6 protein-coding genes and 6 pseudogenes are annotated in these 11935 nt (G+C 59.1%); 11 read left to right on the top strand and 1 reads right to left on the bottom strand.

Features of this window, described 5'->3' with window-relative positions; all coding sequences use genetic code 11:
* Nucleotides 1-17 precede the first annotated feature (17 nt).
* From pabC to ptsG, 6 genes and pseudogenes are all read left to right on the top strand, one after another.
* Nucleotides 18-827: an aminodeoxychorismate lyase gene (pabC, locus tag ABOC21_RS14900; RefSeq protein WP_426815105.1), complete on the top strand. Its 810-nt coding sequence runs from the start codon at nucleotides 18-20 to the stop codon at nucleotides 825-827.
* Between the two features lie 2 nt (nucleotides 828-829).
* Nucleotides 830-1853: pseudogene (yceG, locus tag ABOC21_RS14895) on the top strand (cell division protein YceG).
* Nucleotides 1843-2485 (top strand): annotated as a pseudogene (gene tmk / locus ABOC21_RS14890) (dTMP kinase). Before yceG ends, tmk begins: the two co-directional pseudogenes overlap by 11 nt.
* Nucleotides 2482-3487 (top strand): annotated as a pseudogene (gene holB, locus ABOC21_RS14885) (DNA polymerase III subunit delta'). Before tmk ends, holB begins: the two co-directional pseudogenes overlap by 4 nt.
* Before the next feature lie 10 nt (nucleotides 3488-3497).
* A pseudogene (locus ABOC21_RS14880) lies at nucleotides 3498-4284 on the top strand (metal-dependent hydrolase).
* 304 nt (nucleotides 4285-4588) lie between these two features.
* Nucleotides 4589-6022 (top strand): PTS glucose transporter subunit IIBC, encoded by a 1434-nt coding sequence (gene ptsG / locus ABOC21_RS14875; RefSeq protein ID WP_426815104.1) that lies wholly within the window; start codon nucleotides 4589-4591, stop codon nucleotides 6020-6022.
* A gap of 115 nt (nucleotides 6023-6137) precedes the next feature.
* On the opposite strand, the gene fhuE is transcribed toward ptsG, so the two are convergent.
* The gene (gene fhuE, locus ABOC21_RS14870; RefSeq protein ID WP_426815103.1) at nucleotides 6138-8321 is read right to left on the bottom strand and encodes a ferric-rhodotorulic acid/ferric-coprogen receptor FhuE; all 2184 of its coding nucleotides are present in this window, start codon (nucleotides 8319-8321) and stop codon (nucleotides 6138-6140) included.
* A 363-nt stretch (nucleotides 8322-8684) separates the two neighbouring features.
* Between fhuE and hinT the strand changes: the two genes are divergently transcribed.
* The 5 genes and pseudogenes from hinT to nagZ all read left to right on the top strand — a co-directional run bounded on the left by hinT (nucleotide 8685) and on the right by nagZ (nucleotide 11913).
* The gene (gene hinT / locus ABOC21_RS14865) at nucleotides 8685-9041 is read left to right on the top strand and encodes a purine nucleoside phosphoramidase (RefSeq protein ID WP_045854850.1); all 357 of its coding nucleotides are present in this window, start codon (nucleotides 8685-8687) and stop codon (nucleotides 9039-9041) included.
* 3 nt (nucleotides 9042-9044) lie between these two features.
* Complete coding sequence (locus ABOC21_RS14860; RefSeq protein WP_045854851.1) at nucleotides 9045-9419, top strand: YcfL family protein; 375 nt, start codon at nucleotides 9045-9047, stop codon at nucleotides 9417-9419.
* Nucleotides 9420-9440: 21 nt separating this feature from the next.
* Nucleotides 9441-10077 (top strand): annotated as a pseudogene (lpoB, locus tag ABOC21_RS14855) (penicillin-binding protein activator LpoB).
* Nucleotides 10058-10874, top strand: a pseudogene (gene thiK, locus ABOC21_RS14850) (thiamine kinase). The pseudogenes lpoB and thiK overlap by 20 nt, the downstream one beginning before the upstream one ends.
* Nucleotides 10875-10902: 28 nt before the next feature.
* Nucleotides 10903-11913, top strand: coding sequence for a beta-N-acetylhexosaminidase (gene nagZ, locus ABOC21_RS14845; RefSeq protein ID WP_426815102.1), 1011 nt, complete (start codon nucleotides 10903-10905; stop codon nucleotides 11911-11913).
* Nucleotides 11914-11935: the final 22 nt, after the last annotated feature.

The following is an 11935-nucleotide window of genomic DNA, read 5'->3' as shown; positions in this document are numbered from 1 at the left end:
ACCGATAAGGAGCCACTATGTTCTTGATTAATGGCCGCGAACAGGACGTCCTGGCCGCTAACGACCGGGCGATACAGTTTGGCGACGGATGCTTTACCACCGCGCGGATTGTGGATAGTCGCGTGCAGATGCTGCCTGCCCACCTGCGGCGTTTACAGCAGGCCTGCGAAAAGCTGATGATCCCCTATAGCCACTGGCAAACGCTGGAACAGGAGATGCTGCGCCTGGCGCAAACCGAGAAGAGCGGCGTCCTCAAGGTTATTCTGACGCGCGGTTCCGGCGGTCGCGGCTATAGCGGCACGCTGTGCCAGGCGCCGACCCGCATTCTCAGCGTATCCCCGCTGCCTGCGCACTACACCCGCTGGCGCGAAGAGGGCATCGCCCTGACCCTGAGTCCAATACGGCTGGGGCGCAACCCGTCGCTGGCCGGCCTTAAGCACCTTAACCGCCTGGAGCAGGTGCTGATCCGCTCTCATCTTGAGCAGACGGACGCCGACGAGGCGCTGGTTCTTGACAGCGACGGGTGGCTTACGGAATGCTGTGCCGCGAATCTGTTCTGGCGCAAGGGAATGGAGGTCTTTACGCCGCGTCTCGACCAGGCGGGCGTGAACGGGATTATGCGCCAGTATTGTATCGCGCGGCTGGCACAATCGCCGTTTGGCGTTGTCGAAGTCACCGCGGGTCCCGATGCGCTGCGCGATGCCGATGAAGTGCTGATTTGCAACGCCCTGATTCCGCTGGTGCCGGTTCGCCGCTGGGACGAGAGCCGTTGGTCCTCGCGCGAGCTTTATCATTTTTTAGCCCCACTGTGTGAGCTGCCTGGTTAGTCATGAAGAAAATGTTACGTTTTATCCTGCTGTTGTTAGTGGTGTTCGGCATTGCCGCAGGCGTGGGGATGTGGAAAGTCCGCCAGCTCGCTGACACCAAGCTGCTTATCAAAGAAGAGACCATCTTCACCCTTGCAGCCGGCACCGGGCGCATCGCGCTGGGCCAGCAGTCTGTACGGCGATAAGGTCATCAACCGGCCTCGGGTCTTCCAGTGGCTGCTGCGCGTTGAGCCGGAGCTGTCGCACTTCAAAGCCGGCACCTACCGCTTCACGCCGCAAATGACGGTGCGCGAAATGCTCCGCCTGCTGGGCAGCGGCAAAGAGGCCCAGTTCCCGCTGCGTTTTGTCGAAGGCATGCGGGTGAGCGACTATCTGCGCCAGCTGCGCGACGCGCCGTACGTGAAGCATACGCTGGCCGACGACAGCTATGAAACGGTAGCGAAAACGCTCGACCTTGAGCACCCGGATTGGGTGGAAGGCTGGTTCTGGCCGGATACCTGGATGTATACCGCCAATACCAGCGATGTAGCGATCCTCAAGCGGGCGCATCAGAAGATGGTCACCGAGGTGGACAAAGCGTGGGAAGGGCGGATGGATAACCTGCCGTACCAGGATCAAAACCAGCTGCTGACCATGGCGTCAATTATCGAAAAAGAGACGGCGGTGCCGGAAGAGCGCGATCGCGTGGCGTCGGTCTTTATCAACCGCCTGCGCATCGGCATGCGTTTGCAAACCGACCCGACGGTGATTTACGGCATGGGTGAGGGCTATAATGGCAAGCTGACGCGCAAGGATCTCGAAACTCCGACGGCCTATAATACCTATGTGATTAGCGGTATGCCGCCGGGGCCGATCGCCGCGCCCGGAGAGGCCTCGCTGACCGCCGCCGCGCATCCGGCGAAAACGCCGTACCTCTATTTTGTCGCTGACGGCAAGGGCGGACATACGTTTAATACCAATCTGTCCAGCCACAACCGTTCGGTTCAGGATTATTTAAAAGTTCTTAAGGAAAAAAATGCGCAGTAATTACATCGTTATCGAAGGCCTGGAGGGCGCAGGAAAAACCACCGCGCGTAACCTGGTGGTAGAGGCGCTGGAGCAATCCGGCGTCAGCGATCTGCTGTTTACCCGCGAACCGGGCGGCACCATCCTTGCCGAGAAACTGCGCAGCCTGGTTCTCGATATCCAGTCCACCGGCGATGAAGTGATTAATGATAAAGCCGAAGTGCTGATGTTTTATGCCGCCCGCGTTCAACTGGTGGAAACGGTAATTAAGCCGGCCCTCGCCCGTGGACAGTGGGTGATTGGCGATCGCCACGACCTCTCAACCCAGGCCTACCAGGGCGGCGGTCGCGGTATTGACCAGACGATGCTGGCGACGCTGCGCGACGCGGTGCTCGGCGATTTTCGCCCGAACCTGACGCTCTATCTCGACGTCACGCCCGCGGTGGGCCTCAAGCGCGCGCGCGCGCGCGGCGAGCTCGATCGTATTGAGCAGGAGTCGCTGGACTTCTTCAACCGCACCCGCGCGCGCTACCTTGAGTCTGGCGGCGCAGGACCCGACGATCCGCACCATCGATGCCACCCAGCCGCTGGAAGCGGTCGCGCGCGATATTCGCGCGGTTATCAGCCAGTGGGTGGCGGAGCAGCACGCATGAAATGGTATCCGTGGTTACGCCCGCCGTTCGAGCAGTTAGTCACCGGTTATCAGGCCGGGCGGGGTCACCATGCGTTACTGCTGCAGGCGCTGCCGGGAATGGGTGGCGATGCGCTGATTTACGCGCTGTGCCGCTACCTGATGTGCCGACAGCCGGAAGGACATAAAAGCTGCGGTCACTGCCATAGCTGCCAGCTGATGCAGGCCGGTACGCACCCCGACTACTATACGCTGGTGCCGGAGAAGGGCAAAAGCGCCCTCGGTATTGATGCCGTTCGCGACGTCAATGAAAAGCTCTACGAACGCTCGCGCCTTGGCGGCGCCAAGGTGGTATGGATTAGCGACGCGGCGCTGCTGACCGACGCGGCGGCGAATGCCCTGCTGAAAACGCTGGAAGAGCCGCCGGAAAATACCTGGTTCTTCCTCGCCTGTCAGGAGCCGGCGCGGCTGCTGGCCACGCTGCGCAGCCGCTGTCGCCTGTATCATCTTGCTCCGCCGGCGGAGTCCTATGGCCTGGCGTGGCTGGAGCGCGAGGTGACGCTGGAGCAAAACGCGCTGCTGGCCGCGCTACGCCTGAGCGCTAATGCGCCAGCGGCGGCGCTGGATCTGCTCGCAGAGAGCCGCTGGGCCGCCCGGCAGCAGCTCATCCAGACTCTGGTAAACGCATTAACCGACGGTGACTGGCTAACGCTGCTGCCGATCCTCAATCATGAACAGGCCGCCGTTCGCCTGCACTGGCTGGCATCGCTGCTGCTGGATGCGCAAAAAAGGCAGCAGGGGATCTCTCTGCTGAGCAACCCCGATGCCTGGACGCTGATAAACCAGCTGGCGCAGACGCTGTCAGCCAGCCGCCTGCAGGCTATTGCCCGGGACGTCAGCGCCTGCCGCGAGCAGTCTGCTGAGCGTGGTCGGCGTCAACCGCGAACTGCTGCTAACCGAGCGCCTTCTGCGCTGGGAACATTACCTGCAACCTGGGGCGGTTCTTCCCGTTTCCCACCTCTGAGCGAGACATTATGTTTTTAGTCGACTCCCACTGCCATCTTGATGGTCTGGATTATGAAACCCTGCATAAAGACGTGGACGATGTGCTGGCGAAAGCCGCCGCGCGTGACGTGAAGTTCTTCCTCGCCGTTGCGACGACGCTGCCGGGATACCGCGGGATGCGCGAGCTGGTTGGGGCACGCGACAACGTGGTTTTCTCCTGCGGCGTGCATCCGCTCAACCAGGATGAAGCGTACGATGTCGACGAGCTGCGTCGGCTGGCGGCGGAGGAGGGCGTCGTGGCGATGGGCGAGACCGGGCTGGACTATTTTTACACCCCGGAAACCCGGCCCCGCCAGCAGGAGTCCTTCCGCGATCATATCCGCATCGGCCGCGAGCTCAACAAGCCGGTGATTGTGCATACCCGCGACGCGCGGGCCGATACGTTGGCAATTTTGCAGGAAGAAAAAGTGACGGATTGCGGCGGCGTACTACACTGTTTCACAGAGGATAGAGAGACGGCGGGTAAGTTGCTGGACATGGGGTTCTATATCTCGTTTTCCGGTATTGTCACGTTCCGTAACGCCGAACAGACTGCGCGATGCCGCGCGCTACGTTCCCCTCGATCGCCTGCTGGTGGAGACCGATTCGCCGTACCTCGCGCCGGTTCCCCATCGTGGTAAAGAGAACCAGCCGGCGATGGTCCGCGACGTTGCCGAATATATGGCGGTTCTGAAGGGCGTTTCGCTGGAGCAGCTGGCGCAGCAGACCACCGATAATTTCGCCAGATTGTTCCATATCGACCCCTCCCGCCCGTAACCTGCCGATCTTCCTATTATTTTAAGGCTCGTAATTAATACTTAAAGCGAGTAAAGTTCACCGCCACAAAAGGGGCGGTGACGTGCTTTTGGTTACATTTAGATACAGGTTATGTAAGTTGATGTAAACTTTTCCACGCCGACTGATTGAAACGTGATAGCCGTCAAACAATCATTCCGCCAATTATTTTACTCTGTGTAATAAATAAAGGGCGCTTAGATGTCCTGTCCACGGCGCGGTTCTCCCCCCGTGCCAATGCGTGAAAACGTAAAAAAGTACCAAATACTCAGGAGCACTCTCAATTATGTTTAAGAATGCATTTGCTAACCTGCAGAAGGTCGGTAAATCGCTGATGCTGCCGGTCTCCGTGCTGCCTATCGCAGGTATCCTGCTGGGCGTCGGTTCCGCAAACTTCAGCTGGCTGCCAGAAGTCGTTTCCCACGTCATGGCAGAGGCGGGCGGTTCAGTATTCGCTAATATGCCGCTGATCTTTGCTATCGGTGTGGCGCTTGGCTTCACCAATAACGACGGCGTATCGGCGCTGGCGGCGGTCGTGGCTTACGGCATCATGGTGAAAACCATGGCGGTCGTTGCGCCTCTGGTTCTGCATTTACCTGCGGAAGAGATTGCGGCGAAACATCTGGCGGATACCGGCGTACTCGGCGGTATTATCTCCGGTGCAATCGCCGCGTATATGTTCAACCGCTTCTATCGCATCAAGCTGCCTGAGTATCTGGGCTTCTTTGCGGGCAAGCGTTTTGTGCCGATTATCTCCGGTCTGGCCGCTATTTTCACCGGCGTGATCCTCTCCTTTATCTGGCCACCGATCGGCTCTGCTATCCAGACCTTCTCCCAGTGGGCTGCGTACCAGAACCCGGTTGTGGCGTTCGGTATCTACGGCTTCATTGAGCGCTGCCTGGTACCGTTTGGCCTGCACCACATCTGGAACGTTCCTTTCCAGATGCAGATTGGTGAATACACCAACGCGGCGGGTCAGGTCTTCCACGGCGATATCCCGCGCTACATGGCTGGCGACCCGACCGCGGGCAAACTGTCCGGCGGCTTCCTGTTCAAAATGTACGGTCTGCCGGCCGCAGCTATCGCTATCTGGCACTCCGCTAAACCGGAAAACCGCGCGAAAGTGGGCGGTATTATGATCTCCGCGGCGCTGACCTCGTTCCTGACCGGTATTACCGAGCCGATCGAGTTCTCCTTCATGTTCGTTGCGCCGATCCTGTACGTTATCCACGCGATTCTTGCGGGTCTGGCGTTCCCGATCTGTATCCTGCTGGGTATGCGTGACGGTACGTCGTTCTCCCACGGTCTGATCGACTTTATCGTCCTGTCCGGTAACAGCAGCAAGCTGTGGCTGTTCCCGATTGTCGGTATCTGCTATGCGATCGTGTACTACGTTGTCTTCCGCGTGCTGATTAAAGCGCTGAACCTGAAAACTCCGGGTCGCGAAGATTCAACCGAAGACAGCAAAGTGGGCTCTTCCAGCGAAATGGCTCCGGCTCTGATCGCGGCGTTCGGCGGTAAAGAAAACATCACTAACCTTGATGCGTGCATCACCCGTCTGCGCGTTAGCGTGGCTGACGTCGCGAAAGTTGATCAGGCTGGCCTGAAAAAACTGGGCGCTGCCGGTGTGGTCGTTGCAGGTTCAGGCGTTCAGGCTATCTTCGGGACTAAATCCGATAACCTGAAAACTGAAATGGACGAGTACATCCGCGCCAACTAAGTTGTGATGTGGGGAGACTAAGGCAGCCGAATGGCTGCCTTTTTTATTGATTTAAGCGAGTAAAAAAGGGAGCCGGCGGGCTCCCTGGATTCTGCTGGTCAGCGCTGAGGATAAATCAGAACTGGTAGCTGGCGGTGATGCTGAAGTTGCGCGGTTCGCCGTAAACAATCGAGCCGTCAATGTTGGTATCGTAGGTTTTGTCGAACAGGTTGTTGATATTACCCTGTAAGGCGAAGTTTTTGGTGACCTGGTAGCGGCTGAATAAATCAACCAGCGCGTAGCTGCCCTGCTCGGCGCGGAAGGTTCCGTACGGCGTGACGGTATCTTTATAGACCCGGTTCTGCCAGTTCACGCCGCCGCCAACGGTCAACTCGGGCACGGCCGGCAGACGGTAACGGGTGAACAGCTTGACGCTGGTGCGCGGCAGGTTAGGGTTCACCGCGTTGCCTTCATTATCTTCCGCAACAAAGCGCGTGGCCCCGAAGGTCATCTGCCAGTTATCGGTAATCGCCCCGTTCACTTCGAACTCGACGCCTTTACTCACCGTGCCGTTGGCGGTTTTGTAGGCCGTCTCGCCGTTGCTGCCGGCAATCGGCGTCCCGGTAGACTGGCCCAGATTATCCTGCTCGATGCGGAAAACGGCCAGCGTGGTGGTCAGACGGCTGTCCATCCAGTCTGATTTCAGGCCAAGCTCATAGTTGTTACCGGTGATCGGCGTCAGATATTTACCCGAGCTGTCGCGGACTTTCTGCGGCTGGAAGATTGAGGTGTAGCTGGCGTAGGTCGACCAGTTATCATCGATGTCGTACACCAGGCCGGCGTATGGCGTGGTATGGTTTTTCTCCATGCTGTAAGAGAGGGTATCGATACGCCAGTTGGTATAGCGCGCGCCGAGAATTAAGTGCAGCGGGTCGGCGAGGGAGAAGCGCGTCGCGGCGTACAGGGACTTCATCCGCGTGGTGTCGTCCTGGGCAAGGCTTTGCGGGTTCCAGTCCGTTTCAGGGAAATTGCCCGCATTGAAGTTATTAAAGCTGCCGATTTCATCCGGGAACACGTTGGCCCAGGAGCTGAAATAGCGATTATTTTGTTTGCTGTAGCTGCCGCCGACGATCAGGTTATGCTGGCGTCCGAACAGATCAAAACCGCCATCGGTAAACAGATCTACGGCATCGACTTTACGTTTGCCGCTGTTCCAGCCCGTCCCGCCAACGTAGTCATAGCCCGGGCCATAGCTGCCGTAGGGGCCGACCAGCATGCCGGTCTCTTTGTTGACGTACGCATCGACGTACATCATTTTGCTGTCGAATTTGACCTCGGAGTGGGTTGCGGTCATGGTCGCCTGCCAGGTATCGGCAAAGCGCTGCTTCAGCGTGACGAAGACTTTGTTGAACTCTTTATCGTTGTAGGCCCAGTCCGGAGAGGTGCTGTGGGCGCGATCGTAGTGGTTCTTGCTGCCGTCGGTATTCCAGCGCGGCAGGCCGCCCCAGGTTGGGCTGTCGACGTTGATTCGCTGATATTCGTAGCCGGCGGAGAGGCTGGTCGAGGTGCCCAGGTCGGCGTCGAGAATGCCGGAGAAGAACGTTTTTTCGCTGTTGTAGCGATCGAGCCAGGAGTCATTATTCTGATAGCCTGCGACAATACGCCCGCGAACGTTACCATCCTCGGTCAGCGGGCTTTGCATATCGGCGACGTAGCGCTGCTTGTTCCAGCTGCCGTATTCGGCGGAGACATTGCCGGTAAACTCGCGGCTGGTGGCATGCTTGCGGATCATGTTGATCGATGCTGAGGGGTTGCCCGTCCCGGTAAGCAGGCCGTTGGCGCCGCGTACGACCTCGACCCGCTCAAAGAGCGCGGTATCGGAGAGCGCGTCGCCCAGGTTCCAGCGGGACTCAAAATAGGTCGGGATCCCATCAACCATATAGTTGTCTATCTGAAAACCGCGGGAGTAATAGCTGCTGCGATCGGAGTCCGCCTGGCTGCGGCTGATCCCGAGCGTGTTGTCCATCACGTCGCCAAGGGTTTGCAGCTGCTGATCCTGCATCCGCTGCTCGCTGATGATACTCACCGACTGCGGAATATCGCGCTGGGTCATCAGCATTTTTGTTCCGGCAGTGGTGGCTTTAACGCTGTAATCCTGCCGCTGTTCGTCGCTGCCTGACGGCGTTGTTCCTTCTACAATGATGGTGTCGTCGGTCGTATCGGCGGCAAGGCCGAGCGTGGGGTAGAGCGCCAACGCGATGCCGACGGCGAGGAGAGACGGCGCGCGGCGACCGTCCCGTGAGCTGGTGGTGAAAGACATTATTAACCCTTAATTAGAAGACAAGCATTTTACGCCGAGGCTCTGTGGCCGCGGTCAAACCATTCCTGAAGTGCGTTGCGTCCATGAGATAAATACAAATGAGAAATATACGCATTTATATTTAATGTGTAAACAGACGTAAGAATGGCGGTCAAAAATGGTCTTTAATCGCTGCCGCCGCCGGACATAATCAGGGATATGCCTAATCCGTCATCAGCTAAGTCCGCCGCGGAGTAAGAAAAAGTGCATTCGGGTTGAAAGAGGGGGAGTAACTCGCTCATACTCTTAGACGAATCCTGTGCGTCCGCGTTTATCTGCAGAGGCAGACCAGAGCACGGTATAAAAATTAATAAGGAATCAGTCATGGCAGAAGAAACGATTTTTAGCAAAATCATTCGCCGGGAGATCCCGTCGGATATTGTTTATCAGGATGAGCTTGTTACCGCCTTTCGCGACATTTCTCCCCAGGCGCCGACCCATATTCTGATTATCCCCAATATCCTGATTCCTACCGTCAACGACGTCACCGCGGAGCACGAGCTGGCGCTGGGACGAATGATGACCGTCGCGGCGAAAATTGCGCGTGATGAAGGTCTTGCCGACGACGGCTATCGTCTGATCGTCAACTGCAACCGCCACGGCGGCCAGGAAGTCTACCATATCCATATGCACCTGCTGGGCGGTCGCCCGCTGGGTCCCATGCTGGCTCACAAAGGCTAATCAATGCGCGCAGCTCATTTCGGCACTCTTCTGGCGGCGGCGCTGCTGGCCGGCTGCGGTTCCCATGCGGAAATTCCGGTGGGAGAGCAGCAGACGCTGGTGATGGAATCTAACGTCTTAGCCGCGGGTATCAGCGCCGATGCGCCTGAGGTTACCGCCTCACAGATTCAGGCCACCGCGACCTCAAGGCTGTTCAACGAACGTCAGGAGCCGATCGTCGTGCATTACCGCTTCTTCTGGTATGACGCCAGAGGATTGGAGATGCACCCGCTGGAGCCGGCCCGCAGCATAACGGTGCCCGCACGCTCATCCGTGACGCTTTACGGCAGTGCGAATATTTTGGGGGCGCATAAGGCCCGACTTTATCTTTATCTGTAAGAGGTAATTGTGATGATGAAAATGTGTCGCTATGCGTTGATCACAGCACTGGCGATATTCCTTGCCGGGTGCGTCGGGCAGCGTCAGGAGCCCGCGCCGGTAGAGGAGGCGCAGCCGAAGCCGGAACAGCCCGCGCAGCCGCAGCCTACGGTGCCGACCGTGCCGGGCATTCCGGCAGTGCCGGCGCAGCCGGGTCCGATTGAGCATGAACAGCAGCCGACGCAGCCGACGCCGCGCGTTCGCCACTACGACTGGAACGGTGCGGTACAGCCGATGGTCGGGCAGATGCTGCAGGCGGGCGGCGTGAATGCGGGCAGCATTCTGCTGGTCGATAGCGTCAATAACCGCACTAACGGGACGTTGAACGCGGGTGAGGCGACCGAGGCCCTGCGCAATGCACTGACCGGAAACGGCAAGTTTACGCTGGTTTCATCGCAGCAGACTGGGCGTTGCGAAACAGCAGCTTGGCCTGTCGCCGCAGGATAGCCTCGGCAGCCGCAGCAAAGCGATGGGCATTGCGCGCACCGTCGGCGCGCAGTACGTGCTCTACTCCAATGCCACCGGTAACGTCAATTCGCCTGAGCTAAAGATGCAGCTGATGCTGGTGCAAACCGGCGAGATTATTTGGTCAGGTAAAGGTGCAGTTCAGCAACAGTAAGCTAACGCGCGATGAGCTATTGTCGCGCTTTTTCCCCCGCTATTCGCCGCTCGACGATCCGGCCTTTGCCGGTCTGAGCGGCGGTAGCTGCATTATCAGCAACGGCACCCGGCGGCTGGTATTACGCCAGCCGCACGATCCTGCCGCGCCCTCCAGCGATTTCCTTCGTCAATATCGCGCGCTATCCCGGATGCCGGATACGCTTGCGCCGTCGCCACTATTTTACTCGCCGCGCTGGATGGTGGTGGAATACTGCGTCGGTGAAATGAAAAGCGCGCTTCCGCCGTGCCCGCAGGCTGGCCGGGGTGTTGTATCATCTGCACCGTCAGCCGCGCTTCGGCTGGCGTATCGCGCTGGCGCCGCTGCTGGAACGCTACTGGCAGCAGAGCGACCGCGCGCGACGAACCCCGCTCTGGCTGCGCTGGTATAAACGTCTGTTACGCCGCGGAGAGCCGCGGCCGCTGCGCCTGGCGCCGCTGCATATGGACGTGCATGCCGGCAATCTGGTCCATACCGAGGGCGGGCTGCGGCTGATCGACTGGGAATATGCCGGCGATGGCGATATTGCGCTGGAGCTTGCCGCCGTGTGGATCGATCCCGCGCAGCAGCGGCAGCTGGCTGCGGAGTATGCCCGGCTGGCGAACGTTAATCAACGCCAGCTGTGGCGGCAAATTCAGCGCTGGCGCCCGTGGGTATTGATGCTCATGGCAGGCTGGTACGAGCGTCGCTGGCAGCAAACCGGCGACCGACAGTTTATCGCCCTGGCTGATGCGGCCTGGGGTCAGTTAGACACATAATATAAGAGAGGTTAGTGTGGGTCCGGTAATGTTGGATGTCGAAGGTTTTGAACTGGATGCGGAAGAGCGGGAGATCCTCGCGCATCCTTTGGTTGGCGGACTGATTCTCTTCACCCGCAACTATCACGATCCGGCGCAGCTGCGCGAGCTGGTGCGGCAGATCCGCGAAGCTTCGCACAATCATCTGGCGATCGCGGTCGATCAGGAAGGCGGGCGCGTGCAGCGCTTTCGCGAAGGCTTTACCCGCCTGCCGGCCGCGCAGTCCTTTGCCGCGCTGCTGGGGATGGAAGAGGGCGGCAGGCTGGCGGCGCAGGCCGGCTGGCTGATGGCCAGCGAAATGATCGCCATGGATATTGATATCAGCTTTGCGCCGGTGCTCGACGTCGGCCACATTAGCGCCGCCATCGGCGAGCGCTCCTACCATGAGGATCCCGAGAAGGCGCTGGCCATCGCGCGCTGTTTTATTGACGGTATGCATGAGGCGGGCATGAAGACGACCGGGAAGCATTTTCCGGGCCACGGCGCGGTAACCGCGGATTCACATAAAGAGACACCGCGCGACCCGCGCGCTGAGGCGGAAATACGCGCCCGGGATATGGCCGTTTTCCGCACGCTGGTTGCGGAGCAGCGGCTTGATGCGATTATGCCCGCCCACGTCATTTACACCGACGTCGACCCGCGTCCGGCCAGCGGCTCGGCGCACTGGCTGAAGACGGTGCTGCGCGGGGAGTTAGGCTTTGACGGCGTGATTTTCTCCGACGATCTGTCGATGGAAGGCGCGGCGATTATGGGCAGCTACGCCGAGCGCGGGCAGGCTTCCCTCGACGCGGGTTGCGATATGATCCTGGTCTGTAATAATCGTAAGGGGGCGGTCAGCGTGCTGGATAACCTGTCGCCGATCAAAGCAGAGCGTGTTACGAAATTGTATCATAAAGGTTCCTTTACCCGTCAGGAACTAAGGGATTCCGCCCGCTGGAAGGCGGTCAACGCGCAGCTGGAGCAGCTCCACGCGCGCTGGCAAGAGGCGAAGTCCGCGTAGCAAACCTGAAGGGCGTTGTTGT

Source organism: Klebsiella sp. WOUb02 (assembly GCF_050058015.1).
Lineage (GTDB): Bacteria > Pseudomonadota > Gammaproteobacteria > Enterobacterales > Enterobacteriaceae > Klebsiella.
This window is presented reverse-complemented; position numbering and strand designations above follow the sequence as displayed.

What these genes read in the sequence shown, in the direction of transcription:
- ABOC21_RS14860 (WP_045854851.1), top strand. Translation starts at nt 9,045, where the DNA reads ATGCGCGCAGCTCATTTCGGCACTCTTCTGGCGGCGGCGCTGCTGGCC.
- hinT (WP_045854850.1), top strand. Translation starts at nt 8,685, where the DNA reads ATGGCAGAAGAAACGATTTTTAGCAAAATCATTCGCCGGGAGATCCCG.
- pabC (WP_426815105.1), top strand. Translation starts at nt 18, where the DNA reads ATGTTCTTGATTAATGGCCGCGAACAGGACGTCCTGGCCGCTAACGAC.
- ptsG (WP_426815104.1), top strand. Translation starts at nt 4,589, where the DNA reads ATGTTTAAGAATGCATTTGCTAACCTGCAGAAGGTCGGTAAATCGCTG.
- fhuE (WP_426815103.1), bottom strand. Translation starts at nt 8,321, where the DNA reads ATGTCTTTCACCACCAGCTCACGGGACGGTCGCCGCGCGCCGTCTCTC.
- nagZ (WP_426815102.1), top strand. Translation starts at nt 10,903, where the DNA reads ATGTTGGATGTCGAAGGTTTTGAACTGGATGCGGAAGAGCGGGAGATC.